Genomic DNA, 11262 nt, shown 5'->3' on the forward strand with positions numbered 1-11262 from the left:
GGAGAGTGGAATTCCTCCCCGATTCCTCCCTGAGACTTCAAACGATCTGCAGTTCTCAGAGGGGAAATGCTGGCCTGCCCGGAGGGACTCGAACCGCCGGCATAGGATAACCAGGAGCACCACAGAGCAATTTCCCCTCTGGGGCGGTGCTCTGCAGAACTCCATGGATTGCCGATTCCTCCCTGGATTCCTCCCTGGCTAGGGCGCCGCGCGCTTCGCCGACGGGCCGGCGATCAGGGCTTCCAGCTTGCCCATCTCGACCGCGTTCTGGCCGCCGTCGATCCACTTGGAGTAGGTGCGCAGGAACATTTCCACGGAATGGCCGAGTTGCCGCGCGCCGTAGGCCGGCGTTACCCCGGCCATGAGCATCATCGTGGCGTAGGTGTGCCGGGTTTCGTAGGGACTGCGGTAGCGGATGCCCAAGCGCTTGAGCAGCGGCCGCCAGTAGAGTTCGCGCGGCGGCTCGTCGTCGGTCCAGCGCTGGCCCGTGCGCGGATCCGGAAAGATCAACCCGTGGGGCTTCTGAGCCGCCAGGAACTCGAGGGCCCGGGAATTGAGTTGGACCGTGCGCGTGGTGCTGGTTTTGGTGCTGCCCTTGTGGATGCCCAGCACGACGGCATCTGACACCTGCAGCTGACCCTGGCGCCAGTCGATACTCTCCCACCTCAGTGCCAAGCTTTCGGAGGTGCGCACCCCGGTGAAGAACTTGAACCCGAAGTAGTTGGCCATCTGCTCGCCGTATCGCTCGAGCATGCCGGCGATGATCGCCTCCGCTTCCTCCCGGGAAAAGGGGTCGGGCGGCGGCCGCTGGTGGCTTGCGGCCTCCAAGCCGTCGATAGGGCTTGCCGACAGCGACCCGTCGCGCAGGGCCAGCGCCAGGGCCTGGCGCAGAACGCTCGCCTTGTTGTTGCGCGTCTTCCCCGTCCAAGTCGGCTCGCTGGCCAGGGCCAGCAGGATGTCGCTGTGTTTGAGTGATTTCAGCGATCGACCCCCGAGCTTCGACTTCCACCACGCCACGGCCACGCGGTAGCCCTTCAGCGTGCTGTGCGCCTTGTCGGTCTGAGTGGACAGCCAGAGGTCGAGCTGCTCGCCCAGCGTGATCGCGCGCCCGCTGGTGGCGCGCAGGCTGGCCGGGAAGTAGTCGGCATAGACGAACGCGCCCAGCCGGATGCGGTCCTTGATCTCGGCGGCGAGCCGCCGGGCGTACCGAACGTTGGCCGGTGTCGGCGCCAGCGGCTGGCCGTCCGTCTTCAGGGTCTCCCGGCAGGTCTGGCCGTCGAGCACGAACGACAGCCTGATGGACTTTTCCCGGACCTCTACGCCGTCCCCGACTCGACCCATTTTTCGTACCCCTTCATGTCGATGAGCACGCGGCCCTCGCGTTTGATCCACTGGCGATCCTCGAGCCACACGCCCTTATTGATCTTGGCCCGGATCGCCGCCGGGCTGAACCCCGTCATGGCCGCCGCGAGCTCGATTGTCACGAACCGGGAGCTGACCAACTGGACCGTGGGTGGAGCCAGAACGGGCGGCTCGAAGGGTAGCACTGCTCCCATGATGACCTCCTGAAAATGAAAAGCCCGCCGAGGTGGCGGGCTGGTTGGGTGGGGAAATTCCCTGTTGTCCTGTTGTGCCGTCTTCTTTCCAATGCGCTTGGGAGCTTTTTCCCGAGGAGAAGAAAAGATGGCAGATAACCTTCAAAATCGCGGTCCGCAGGACCGGAGCCGCGTCAACGTGAACGAGCCTTGGGAGGTTGATTACTGGACCAAGGAATTCGGGTGTACGGAGACCCAGCTCCGAGCGGCCGTGAAGGCAGTTGGGGTCATGGTGGCCGACGTCCGGCGTCACCTCGCAAAGTAGGTTGACGCGGCGGATCAGGACGTCTGGTCCGCCGTATTGACCCGGTCTGCGGCGCGCTGCGTGACCAGGCGCACGCAGTCCGCGCAGACGTGGCAGGCCCGGAAGGGGCGGGCGCCCTCGGCCGGCTTGTCCCTGTCGCACACCATGCACCGGACCTTGGCCAGGTCTGCGAAGGTGAGGCGGTGGCGGCCTTTGGTGGGGCTCTTCATTGGTTCCCCCGTGGGTCCCCCTCGTGCATCCACGCCACGACAGGTTGCGGCGCCCGCCGCTGCCATGCCTCAACGGCCTCTGCCGCATCACGGCCAGCTGGCCCCGACACGCCGCAGCTCGGGCATTCGATGGCCGTGCCGCGTACATCCAGCGCCTCATCCGGCACCTCGCCGCACCAGGGGCACGGTGCCACGCCCGGGGTGGTTTCAGCGCTCATTGGGTAGGCTCCTGTTGCGCCCCCGCAGAAGAGGCGTTGCATGTGATCGACGGCTGCCTGAGCCTGCTGCTCGGACGCCAGACCGGAGACGGTCATCTGCGCGAAGTAGCTGCCGTCCTGTGCCTTGTCCCACACCAGCGATATCACGGGTGCGAGGGGCTGGCCGGTGGTGTCAGCGCTCATGCGGGTCTCCTTCCTTGATCTGGCTGGCCACCCATGCGCGCATGTGACGCCAGCGATGCCGGGCCACCTCTGCGTGGTCAATCGTCACGCACACAGTGCGCCGGTGGCGCTCGTAGCCGTAGGGGCGCCGGAAGTGGCGCGGCGGCATCGGTCCGCAGATCTCCACGTCCACCCATCGGTAGGTGTTTACGACCTCGTCGTTCTCGAACACCACTTCGCGCACCATCGCGGGCGCGAGGTTGAATAGTGCGGCCACTGCGTCCCAGTCCTCCGGGTCCACGGAGCGCATGTCGAGCCCCCGGGCTTGGCCGAGCACGCCGAGCGTGCAGAACTCGCCTTCGGCCGTGACCAGAGATTCGCCAATCAGGGCTTGCTCGGGCATGGCATCCAGCGCTGCCAGGATCTCGCGCAGGGCCTGCTGGCCGCGCTTGCCGTTGATCGCGCTCTTCACGGCTGCGCGCCACCGGCCGCCGGCCAGAGGATCGTCGTCGTAGTCGTCGGTGTATCCGCTGCGGCTCATGCTGCACCTCCTTCCTGCCGCCAGCGGGCGGCGTCGATGGCACGGTCCAGTGCTGGCCGGTTGAGCACCTGGAACCGCGTGCACTCCAGGTAGCTGGCCAGCGCGGTGCGCAGCAGCAGTTCGTAGTCCACGACGGTTTCGCCGCAGTCCCCGAAGTCTTCGACGGCGCGTTGCACCTCCAGCAGCTCGGCCTCGGTCAGCGGTGCTGCCTCCTGAGTGGAGGCGGCGGCCCGGCCATCTGCGATGGAGGCGCCCAGCGCTGTCAGCTGGTCAGCGATGTCTTCGAGGATGTTCCGCTGATCTGCCGGGGACTGGTGCATCGCGGTCGAGGCCACCATCGCGATCTTCATCACCTCGTCGTGCCACGCCCACTCCTGTGCCCTGCCGGCCGGCGCCACTGCTGCGGTGGGTGCCGTCAGAGCCTCCATGTGCAGGCGCAGCAGTTCGCCTGCGACTGCAGCCGGCACTCTGTACGCCACGCCGTTGATCAGCACGGATTCCGTGGCTGCGGCGGGTGCCTGGGGCGCGGCGGCGAGCAGACCGCGTGCCAGCAGCCAGGGGCAATCGGCGTCATGGTCTTCGGGCTCCGCACCTGCGTAATCAGGCGCGCTCCCGCAGCACCATACGCAACCGCCCTGCTCGTCCTGGTTCATCGGCTGCTCTGGCGCCAGATCCTCCAGCAGCTTGCGTGGGACGGGCACTGCTCCAGCATCCGCCTGGGGACGCGGGGCTACGGCGATAAGAGTTTCCCGAACTATTTGGTGCAGCTCGTCGGACGTGACCAGCATCGCCTGGGGCCAGTCGGGAGGGCTGTTGCGGTCGGGTAGTTCTGCGACTTCTCGGCAAATTCTCGATGCAATGGCGCTGGCTTCAACTACCTCGCCAATCAATCGCTTTGCCAGCGTTTCACGATCTACCCTCGCTGCCTCGCGGCGCTCGGGGTCGGCGAGGATGCGCGACGGGTCGGCGGGCTCGGCTTCCTGGGCGGCCGGTGCTGCGAGGCGCCGGGAGAGCGTGTGGATCAGCGCGCCGCCGTGGTCCTGTTCGACTTCGCGTCCTTTGTACCCCGGGGCGCTGTCGCCCGGCACGGTGCGCGCGTTGCGGGCGTCGTTGTAGCCAAGGTCGTAGGCGCCGCGTATCGCGTCCAAGACCGCGCGGTCGTTCAGCGGAACCAGGGATGCCGCCGGGGCGGTGGTCAGGGCGTGCAGGCGGCGCAGTTCGCGGGCCGCTGCGTTGACGTCACCGAGCGTCATCCGATGCCATGCGCCTTCGTTGAGCCAGGCGGCCAAGCGCAGTGCCTCGGGCTGGGTTGCCGCCGGGGCGGCCGTGTTGTTGGTGGTGTTCTCGGTCATGGGTGCTCCTTCGAGTTGTGCGCCTTGAGCGCTGCCTTGTAGCTGGCCTTCGCGGCTTTTTTGGTGGCCGCCCAATCGCCGGTCACGTCGTAGCGGATGCCACCAGGACTCCGGTACATCCGGTACTCGAATCGGCCCTGCCGATCCCACCGCATGTCGTAGCGCGGCACGCCGTAGCGACACAGCCACTCGGCGAACGTCTCGCCGCAGTCGGCGTCGAGCCATTGCCCGTGCTGGCTTCGCTTCGCCGGCTGTGGTAGCTCCTGCAGCGCCAGCTCGCGGCCGGCATCGGTCGCGTGGAACACGACATCCGTCTTGTCGATGAACGAGGGACTGCGGCCGCGCGCCATCAGCCCGGAGGCCTCCAGCGCTTCCAGGTCTGGCATGTCGTGGTGGCCAGGACCGGCGACGAAGTGGTTGCGATGGGCGTCTCTCTGGTCGGGGCGAAGCCCCAGTGTGTGGTGCAGTAACTGGATCTGCTGCGTGGTGGCGCGAGCCATTGCGGCCTCCTGTGTTGTTGTCGACCCCGTGGGGCGGATACGATCGGTGCTCTACTGGAGATCGCCGATGTGGACTTGCAATGCATGTGGGCTGCTGGTGATGTTTCACGCCGTCGAACCGGAGATCGATGAGCAGGGCATCCACTTCATTTGCCCGGGCTGCGGTGCCCGAAACCCGCTCGTCAACGTCGCGCAGCCGGGCGACGACGATCTGTCACTTGGGCAACCGGATGAGTGATGTCGCCCCCGTGGGGGCTGGGGTGGGCGATCAGACGGGGAAGAGGTCGAATTGCTCGGTCTCGTACAGCTCGCACGATTCGGAGCAGCCGCCATCGGCGACCGGGGGGTGATAGGCCGGACCCGCCGCATCGAACTCGGCGACCAGCTCCGGCGCGCTGCGGTAGCCGCGGTACATCTTTCGAGGGCCGGGCACGTTGTTGGGCCCGACGTTGCGGTACAGCTGGTCCAGCCGCACGGGGAAGTCGAAGTTCCGCGGACCCTCCCGGTAGAGGCGCAGCAGCTTGGCTTCCGATTTCTTGTAGCAGCCAACGCAGTTGCCCTGGTGCTCGGCAATCTGCAGATCCCAGGGAAACGGCTCGAAGAAGTCCAGCACGTCCTGCTTATCGACGGGCTCAAGGTCCACGAGCGGGTAGATGATCCGCTCGCGCTCGGCGACCTCTCGGCGCACTCGGCGCGGCTCGTCTGCCCGTATGCCGATGGCTGTCTCGTACGAGCCTTTGGCCCAGCCAATGGACCGCGCATAGGAGTCCATGACGTTGGTCTTCAGCTCCCGAGTGCACAGCTTGAAGACTTGGTTGGGGAGTCCGTACTTAGCCACCACGGCCTCGAAAACCTCTCCGTTGCGGGCGGCCGTCTCGTATGTCACGACACGGTGCGTGCAGGACTTGCGCCCTGGGTGCACCACAGCTTCCAGCCAGACCAGGCCCAGCCCAAGCCAACGGTCCACGGCATCCACAAACCGCAGAGTGTCCGGGTGCTCCCAACTGGTATTTGCAAACGTGAACACGATCTCGTGCGTGTCGCCGAAGCGACGCTGCAGGATCTCGCACATCTTCGCGCTGGATCGCCCCCCGCTGAAGGAGGCGCGGATTCGGGGCTTCATAGGCTCTTTCGTCTCAGTGCCCGCAGGGCAGGCCTTGGCCCTCGGCGGGCCGGTGGGGGATCGGGGCGCCGCAGCTGGCGCAGCGCAGTTGTGTCTGGCGCTGCTGCCACCAGAGATCCCGGGCGCGGGCGGCGGCGCGCTGCGCGTCGGGGGTGGAAAGCCGGGCGCGGCGCTCCGGCAGGGTTTCGGCCGGGGTGCTCATGCCAATGGGGGCTTGGGACATGCGGGCTCCAGAAAAGGAAAAGCCCGCACGGAGCGGGCTGGTGGGGATTACTTCTGCTTCGGCGCCGGGAACTTGTCGAAGGCCAGGGCCTTGATGTGCTGCCCGAAGAAAGTGCCCTTGGACTCGGCGGCCATGAAGGCGTCGAACGTCTTCTGGTCCACGCCCGGGTAGTGGTAGACGTGGCCCGGGCCGCGGGCGAAGGTGCACGCCAGCGTGTTGGTGGCGGGGTCGTAGCCGATCGCGCCCACCTGATTGCTCTGCACGGGTGTCATGGCGATGGGGTGGTAGGCCTTCTTGGTGAAGGCTGCGGGAGTGATGGGCTTCTTCGGTGCGGGCATGGTGTCCTCGGGAGAATGAAAAAGGCCCGCGCGTGGCGGGCCTGGGTTGGAGAAGGGGCAGTGCGGGATCAGGCCAAGATGCGTTTTTCGATGGCGGCCAGGGCGCGCCCGGCGACCGCCCGGCACAGCGTGGGGAACTGCGCTGCCGGGAAGTGCACGGCCGCCTTCACCCGGGTGGTCACAAAACCCAGGTCTGCGATCCCCGCGGCGTCCAGCTTCAGGGGCGCCAGCAGGGTGTTTATCTGACCCAGGGTGATGGTGCTGCCGTCGTCCGCAGGCTCCGCGAGCGTGCTCGCTGTCGGGATGTGGACGAGCCCGCCATCAGGAACCCCGCGTGCCCAGCCGGACCCTCCCTGCAGGGATTCGCCGATGGCAGCAGCTACCGCCTGGGCGTTTCCGATGGCCCGCCGGGCGTCGATGTCGGCCACGCCGTCATCGCGTACGTAGCGCGCGACGGCACTCAGATCGTCCAACAGCGGTCCCGGCAACGCCTCTTCCTGGCGCGCGACAGCGATTCCCTCCTGGGCCTGCGCTTCTGCCTGGATCAGCTTTTCGCGGGCTTCCGCATCGGCGCGCTCCTGCTCCTCACGGCGGATGCGTTCGCGGTCTGCTTCCAGGCGCTTCGCTTCGGCCTGCCGGTGCTGTCCGATGCGCAGAGCCGCGATCGCCTGGAAGTCCTCGCCCGCTTTGGCGCCCACGGTCGCGAAGTCCGCGAATAGGGTGATCCAGTCCGCATCCTCTTGCCGAAGGTGCTCCCGGTTGGCGGCCAGTCGTTCGGCTGTTGCGTCGGCCTCGGCCATCGCCACCGCCAGCGCGGCGCGCACCTTGTCGTCCATGCTCGAGAGCGACTTCAGGCCCTTCGTCACGGCGGCGAACACGCCGCGGGCCGGCGGCGGCAGGTAGTTGGCGCCCAGCTTCTGGTTCAGCGCCCCGACGTGCTGCGCCAGTTGTTGCTCGGCCTGCACCACGATCTGTTCTTTCCGGGCGTCCTTCTCGGTCTTCACCTTCTTCTCGATGGCGATGGCCTTCTTGGTGGCGAAGTCGTCCAGTTGCTCGAGCACGCGCAGCACATCGTCCACGGACTGCATGCCGCCACGCACGCGCAACACGGCTTCTTTCATCTTGGAGGACACATCGCGCAGCCATTTCGCGTCCGCATCGCCGTCCGCGAAATGCTGGTCCGTCGTCAGCTCCATATTCACCGAATTGATTCGATCCAGCACCACGGCCTGGAACTCTTCCAGGTTGCTCGCGGTGATCTGCCCGCTCGCCTCGACTCGCAATGCAGGCAGCGCGGCGTGGATCTTGGCTGTGGTCGGCTCCGTGGCCGGCGGCGTATATGCGGCCACGTCGCGCTCCAGCAGTTCCCATCCGGCCAGAATCTGGGCGCGCAGCTGTGGATCGGGCGCGTACCAGCAGTGGCGCTCCTCGATGAGGCCGCCGCTGTCATCCCAGTCCGAAGCCACGAACAGGATGCGCTCGATGGTCGGGCAGACCATGGCCTGGTGCTCCATCTGCACTTGGTAGCACAGTGGCAGGTCGCCCCCCGTGCAGCCGGGCGTCATCGCTTCGCGCAACGCGGCGTTGAGCCGCTTATGCTCCGCGGCCACGCTTTCGAACATGGCCAAGCCGTCATAGCTGGCGCTGAACTTGCCGTTCACGCCTACGACCGGGTAGAGGCTTTCGCCGGCCAGTTTCTCCATCAGCGGCCCGGCCAGGCGCTCGAATTCGTGGCCCTTGTCCAGCACGCGCTCCTGCACGAAGTCGGAGAACTCCAGACCGATCCCGGTGGCCAGCTCCCGAACCAGTTCACGCCTGGATTTCGACGGGTGGCACGCCATCATTGCCGGGGCGTCCGATGCATTGAGGTGTTGCGCGCGGTGCGCGATCCATTCCGGCGAGCCCTGCCGCAGGCCCTCGACGATTTTCCACATGTCAGCCTCCCAGTTCGGCCACGCGGCCGTTGAAGATTTCGGTCACGGCGTCGCGGCTTTCGGCCGGCAGCGCATCGATCAGCCCGGCCGCCTCGTAGAGGGTGTCCAGGTCTTTCGCGTCGCGCAGGCGCTGTGACAGCAATTCAGCATCCACCGCCGGCGCGTCTTGGGCCGGCGCCCGCGTTGTCTTGGGCTCGACATCCTGCGGGCGCATCTTCTCGACTTCGGCCTGGAGCGCCGTCTTCTGCATCTCGGTGAGCGGCGCCTTGGCGGCCACCGTGGCGATGACATCGGCCATGGATTTCTTGCCGGCGGCGATTGCCTTGGCCCAGGCCGGCAGGTTCTTGGTGAAATCGGCATCGGGATAGGAAGCTGGCGGCACGGGCGGAGGTGGGGGAGACGCCACCTCTTCGGCGTGGCCCATGAATTTCTCTGTGGGCTCGCCCAATTCGTCGGGGGTGTACACGCCCAGGATGACGTCCGGCGCGTGCAGCCGGGCCCAGCGCTTCTGCGCAAGGTAGGCCAGCTGCTGCTTCGGGTCTTCCGTCCACAACGTGCTGTTGCGTGTGCGCGCCTGGGTCAGCAGGAGCTCCAGCACACGCGGCTGGCTCTCACCCTTGATGGTCGCCCACACGCGCACGCCCAGGCCGCGCTCGTCTTCCTGCTTCCATGCGGGGACGATGTACTTTTTTGGCTGGCCGTTGTCGTCCTTCTTGGTGTTGGAGGTCACTTCCTTGAACTGGCCGATGATCTTCGTCCAGTCGCCGAACCACTCGAAGTTGAATCGGTCCTTGACCACGCCCGAGCTGTTGATGACGGCCGCCACCAGTTGAGCCTCGTAGCCGAGCGTGCCGTTTACCAGGTGAGTCTTCTGGCCGACTGCGAAGGGGTTCATGCCCCACTGCATGGACTGCAGAGCGATGGCGAAGCAGTCGCCGGTGTTGCCGCGCAAATGCTGCGGCAAGGTGGTTTTGCCGCTCGCCATGAAGCCGGCCAGGCGCTCCAGCCGGTCCATGCTGGCGTCGTGCATGAGGAGAGCGCCCGCGCTGGCGCTGCTGATGGCGAGTGCGCCGTGGTCGTGTTGCTGTGTGGTCATGGTGTGCTGATGAGGAGGGGTGGGTGCAGGTGCACGAGGAACATTGCGGTGGCTGCCGCGGTGGCAAAAAGCCAGACGGCAAAGGCTGCGACAGGCCTCATGGACGGGGCTCCGACTGGGGTGGGGTGGTCAGCTGCGCGATCCGCGCGCGCAGCGAGTCGATGGCGACGATCACGGGCCGCTCGCGCTCCTCGACTGCTTCGAGAGTTGCGAGCAGGCCGCGCAGGTAGCCGGGATCGGCGTCTTCCGCTCCCGCCGCAACGGCGGACCGCATCGCCGCGCGCATGTCATCGAGCGACTTCTGGAAGGTGTAGTGCCGCAGGGCTGAACCGGCCGCCTTCAAGACGGCGTTCAGGTGATGATCAAGTTCATGTTCTGTCATCACACATACCCCATGGCTGGGTTGTGGCGCTCTTCGCGCATCTGGCGCGCCAGGGCGCGGTGCTCGATGTGGCGCTGCGCTTCGGCGGCCCGAGCTTCGGCCATGGCGCGCTCCTCGCGCTCGAATCGTCGGGCTTCGGCATCGAGCGCCGCGCGGATGGTTGGGTGGCACGCGTCCATGGGGATCAGCGCGCAGCTCGCAGACACTGCACCGTGGTGCTGTCGATCCAGGCGGGCGTGGTGCCGGGCTCGCACGCGCGGGCCGCGGCGGCGGCACGGCGCTCCTCGGCGGCCTCGACGTGGGCCTGTTCTGCTGCGGCTCGGTGCCGGGTGTCGGCTTGGCTGTCGTCTTGGCCGGCCCAGATCAAGGCGGCGAAGATCAGCAGTCCCAAGCCGACGGAGCCGAGGAAGGTGCTCTGGGGCTTCGGGGCGGGGGCTTGCACGGCGGCCCGCATGTCGGGGTGGTGGATGTCCATGTCGTGTCTCCTTCAGCTCGGGGCGTTCTCAGGCCAGCCCGTGCCCGGGGTGGGCCAGGCCTTCGTTCGTGCGCCACTCAGGCGCGTCAGCGTCTTCTCGTCCCACTCGCGGTGCGTAAGCAGCAACTGCAGCGCTTCCGCAAGGACGGGGAGCGCGGGGTTTGTGCGGGCGACCTGGGTTTCCAGGGTCTTCAGCAGCCCGGTGTAGATGTGCGTCTTCGTGCACCCCCAGCCCTGGTACTCGGGGGGCATGCGGGTGGTGAGCTGCTTCAGGGCCCGCGCCGCGTGCTCCAGCATTTCCGTGCGTGCCGCCTTGGCGGTGGCCGCGTGCTGCCAGGATGCGGCGGTGAGCTCCTTGGCGGTCTTCCGGAGCGCGAAGGCATCGACCTGCAGCTTCTGCGTCTTCGCTTCCTTGCGGTGCGCTGCAGCCGAAATCCGCCTTTCGCGCGCCGTGTTCTTGTTGTGTACGTGCAGGGCGTAGGCCGCCAAGGCAGCGGAGCCGGGGTGTGTTTCTTGGTCCATGGGGCCTCCAGACGAAAAAAAGCCCGCATGCGGCGGGCTGGGTGGGTGGTGGTCAGGCATGCGGGGCTCCGCGAGGTCAGTCATCGCCGGCCTCTTTGAAGCTTCCATCTGCATCCAGCACGTACCAGACATCCGGCTTGATGCCTTGATCGCCCACCATGGCAGCTTTGACGCCCAGCAGCTTGCCGTCATCGCTGCGGTGCGCCAGCACGATTGCGCCGCCCGTGCCGGCCTTTGCCTTGGCGCCGATACCAAGGGCGGCCGCCACTGCCCCCTCGCCGGTGGTGGCGGCGTTGGCCCCCTCGCCGGTGGTGGCGGCGTTGGCCC

The 11262-nt window shown here is 66.9% G+C and carries 19 protein-coding genes; 2 read left to right on the plus strand and 17 right to left on the minus strand.

All coding sequences use genetic code 11. The features are described from left to right. Window positions 1–198: 198 nt before the first annotated feature. On the minus strand, window positions 199–1341 hold the full coding sequence (locus tag BLR05_RS09760) for a site-specific integrase (protein ID WP_092834144.1): 1143 nt from the start codon (window positions 1339–1341) through the stop codon (window positions 199–201). After that, a complete protein-coding gene (xisR, locus tag BLR05_RS09765; RefSeq protein ID WP_092834146.1) occupies window positions 1317–1556 on the minus strand; it encodes an excisionase family protein in 240 nt (79 codons plus the stop codon). Before xisR ends, BLR05_RS09760 begins: the two co-directional genes overlap by 25 nt. Window positions 1557–1683: 127 nt before the next feature. On the opposite strand from xisR, the gene BLR05_RS09770 reads away from it, so the two are divergent. After that, window positions 1684–1860 (plus strand): DUF3606 domain-containing protein, encoded by a 177-nt coding sequence (locus tag BLR05_RS09770; protein ID WP_092834148.1) that lies wholly within the window; start codon window positions 1684–1686, stop codon window positions 1858–1860. A gap of 14 nt (window positions 1861–1874) precedes the next feature. On the opposite strand, the gene BLR05_RS09775 is transcribed toward BLR05_RS09770, so the two are convergent. Genes BLR05_RS09775 through BLR05_RS09795 form a run of 5 tightly spaced genes read right to left on the minus strand, consistent with a single transcriptional unit; the run spans window position 1875 to window position 4842 of the window. Beyond that, window positions 1875–2069 carry a hypothetical protein gene (locus BLR05_RS09775; RefSeq protein WP_092834150.1) on the minus strand — a complete coding sequence of 65 codons (195 nt, stop codon included), beginning with the start codon at window positions 2067–2069 and terminating at the stop codon, window positions 1875–1877. Next, window positions 2066–2470, minus strand: coding sequence for a Lar family restriction alleviation protein (locus BLR05_RS09780; protein ID WP_092834152.1), 405 nt, complete (start codon window positions 2468–2470; stop codon window positions 2066–2068). Before BLR05_RS09780 ends, BLR05_RS09775 begins: the two co-directional genes overlap by 4 nt. Next, a complete protein-coding gene (locus BLR05_RS09785; RefSeq protein WP_092834154.1) occupies window positions 2460–2990 on the minus strand; it encodes a hypothetical protein in 531 nt (176 codons plus the stop codon). The genes BLR05_RS09780 and BLR05_RS09785 overlap by 11 nt, the downstream gene beginning before the upstream one ends. Beyond that, on the minus strand, window positions 2987–4342 hold the full coding sequence (locus BLR05_RS09790) for a hypothetical protein (protein WP_092834156.1): 1356 nt from the start codon (window positions 4340–4342) through the stop codon (window positions 2987–2989). Before BLR05_RS09790 ends, BLR05_RS09785 begins: the two co-directional genes overlap by 4 nt. After that, a complete protein-coding gene (locus BLR05_RS09795; protein ID WP_092834158.1) occupies window positions 4339–4842 on the minus strand; it encodes a hypothetical protein in 504 nt (167 codons plus the stop codon). Before BLR05_RS09795 ends, BLR05_RS09790 begins: the two co-directional genes overlap by 4 nt. Window positions 4843–4942: 100 nt before the next feature. Here BLR05_RS09795 and BLR05_RS26515 point away from each other — a divergent pair, with 100 nt between their 5' ends. Then, complete coding sequence (locus BLR05_RS26515) at window positions 4943–5080, plus strand: hypothetical protein (protein ID WP_167361231.1); 138 nt, start codon at window positions 4943–4945, stop codon at window positions 5078–5080. Between the two features lie 30 nt (window positions 5081–5110). Here the strand turns inward: BLR05_RS26515 and BLR05_RS09800 are convergent, their stop codons facing one another. The 10 genes from BLR05_RS09800 to BLR05_RS09845 form a co-directional block, all read right to left on the minus strand. Continuing rightward, entirely contained in the window at window positions 5111–5965 is an 855-nt protein-coding gene (locus BLR05_RS09800; RefSeq protein ID WP_143015886.1) for an adenine nucleotide alpha hydrolase family protein, read from the minus strand. Window positions 5966–5978: 13 nt separating this feature from the next. Further along, a complete protein-coding gene (locus BLR05_RS09805) occupies window positions 5979–6188 on the minus strand; it encodes a hypothetical protein (protein WP_143015887.1) in 210 nt (69 codons plus the stop codon). Between the two features lie 47 nt (window positions 6189–6235). Further along, window positions 6236–6526, minus strand: a complete 291-nt coding sequence (locus BLR05_RS09810) for a KTSC domain-containing protein (protein ID WP_092834164.1) — start codon at window positions 6524–6526, stop codon at window positions 6236–6238. A 68-nt stretch (window positions 6527–6594) separates the two neighbouring features. Next, window positions 6595–8460 carry a YqaJ viral recombinase family protein gene (locus tag BLR05_RS09815; protein WP_092834165.1) on the minus strand — a complete coding sequence of 622 codons (1866 nt, stop codon included), beginning with the start codon at window positions 8458–8460 and terminating at the stop codon, window positions 6595–6597. A gap of 1 nt (window position 8461) precedes the next feature. Beyond that, the gene (locus tag BLR05_RS27485) at window positions 8462–9556 is read right to left on the minus strand and encodes a RecT family recombinase (RefSeq protein WP_092834167.1); all 1095 of its coding nucleotides are present in this window, start codon (window positions 9554–9556) and stop codon (window positions 8462–8464) included. 97 nt (window positions 9557–9653) lie between these two features. After that, window positions 9654–9938, minus strand: coding sequence for a hypothetical protein (locus BLR05_RS09825; RefSeq protein WP_092834169.1), 285 nt, complete (start codon window positions 9936–9938; stop codon window positions 9654–9656). After that, window positions 9938–10117, minus strand: coding sequence for a hypothetical protein (locus tag BLR05_RS09830; protein WP_092834171.1), 180 nt, complete (start codon window positions 10115–10117; stop codon window positions 9938–9940). Before BLR05_RS09830 ends, BLR05_RS09825 begins: the two co-directional genes overlap by 1 nt. Window positions 10118–10122: 5 nt before the next feature. Further along, window positions 10123–10413 carry a hypothetical protein gene (locus tag BLR05_RS09835; RefSeq protein ID WP_092834173.1) on the minus strand — a complete coding sequence of 97 codons (291 nt, stop codon included), beginning with the start codon at window positions 10411–10413 and terminating at the stop codon, window positions 10123–10125. Window positions 10414–10425: 12 nt separating this feature from the next. After that, on the minus strand, window positions 10426–10935 hold the full coding sequence (locus BLR05_RS09840; protein ID WP_092834175.1) for a hypothetical protein: 510 nt from the start codon (window positions 10933–10935) through the stop codon (window positions 10426–10428). Window positions 10936–11011: 76 nt separating this feature from the next. After that, window positions 11012–11262: YdhT family protein (locus BLR05_RS09845; RefSeq protein ID WP_208605999.1), on the minus strand; the 251-nt coding region annotated here is incomplete at its 5' end.

The organism is Paracidovorax cattleyae, assembly GCF_900104515.1.
In the GTDB taxonomy this organism is placed as follows: Bacteria; Pseudomonadota; Gammaproteobacteria; order Burkholderiales; family Burkholderiaceae_C; genus Paracidovorax; species Paracidovorax cattleyae.

Excerpts from the sequence above, each read along its gene's own strand:
- BLR05_RS09760 (WP_092834144.1), bottom strand. The coding sequence starts at position 1,341 with ATGGGTCGAGTCGGGGACGGCGTAGAGGTCCGGGAAAAGTCCATCAGG.
- xisR (WP_092834146.1), bottom strand. The coding sequence starts at position 1,556 with ATGGGAGCAGTGCTACCCTTCGAGCCGCCCGTTCTGGCTCCACCCACG.
- BLR05_RS09770 (WP_092834148.1), top strand. The coding sequence starts at position 1,684 with ATGGCAGATAACCTTCAAAATCGCGGTCCGCAGGACCGGAGCCGCGTC.
- BLR05_RS09775 (WP_092834150.1), bottom strand. The coding sequence starts at position 2,069 with ATGAAGAGCCCCACCAAAGGCCGCCACCGCCTCACCTTCGCAGACCTG.
- BLR05_RS09780 (WP_092834152.1), bottom strand. The coding sequence starts at position 2,470 with ATGAGCGCTGACACCACCGGCCAGCCCCTCGCACCCGTGATATCGCTG.
- BLR05_RS09785 (WP_092834154.1), bottom strand. The coding sequence starts at position 2,990 with ATGAGCCGCAGCGGATACACCGACGACTACGACGACGATCCTCTGGCC.
- BLR05_RS09790 (WP_092834156.1), bottom strand. The coding sequence starts at position 4,342 with ATGACCGAGAACACCACCAACAACACGGCCGCCCCGGCGGCAACCCAG.
- BLR05_RS09795 (WP_092834158.1), bottom strand. The coding sequence starts at position 4,842 with ATGGCTCGCGCCACCACGCAGCAGATCCAGTTACTGCACCACACACTG.
- BLR05_RS26515 (WP_167361231.1), top strand. The coding sequence starts at position 4,943 with ATGTTTCACGCCGTCGAACCGGAGATCGATGAGCAGGGCATCCACTTC.
- BLR05_RS09800 (WP_143015886.1), bottom strand. The coding sequence starts at position 5,965 with ATGAAGCCCCGAATCCGCGCCTCCTTCAGCGGGGGGCGATCCAGCGCG.
- BLR05_RS09805 (WP_143015887.1), bottom strand. The coding sequence starts at position 6,188 with ATGTCCCAAGCCCCCATTGGCATGAGCACCCCGGCCGAAACCCTGCCG.
- BLR05_RS09810 (WP_092834164.1), bottom strand. The coding sequence starts at position 6,526 with ATGCCCGCACCGAAGAAGCCCATCACTCCCGCAGCCTTCACCAAGAAG.
- BLR05_RS09815 (WP_092834165.1), bottom strand. The coding sequence starts at position 8,460 with ATGTGGAAAATCGTCGAGGGCCTGCGGCAGGGCTCGCCGGAATGGATC.
- BLR05_RS27485 (WP_092834167.1), bottom strand. The coding sequence starts at position 9,556 with ATGACCACACAGCAACACGACCACGGCGCACTCGCCATCAGCAGCGCC.
- BLR05_RS09825 (WP_092834169.1), bottom strand. The coding sequence starts at position 9,938 with ATGACAGAACATGAACTTGATCATCACCTGAACGCCGTCTTGAAGGCG.
- BLR05_RS09830 (WP_092834171.1), bottom strand. The coding sequence starts at position 10,117 with ATGGACGCGTGCCACCCAACCATCCGCGCGGCGCTCGATGCCGAAGCC.
- BLR05_RS09835 (WP_092834173.1), bottom strand. The coding sequence starts at position 10,413 with ATGGACATCCACCACCCCGACATGCGGGCCGCCGTGCAAGCCCCCGCC.
- BLR05_RS09840 (WP_092834175.1), bottom strand. The coding sequence starts at position 10,935 with ATGGACCAAGAAACACACCCCGGCTCCGCTGCCTTGGCGGCCTACGCC.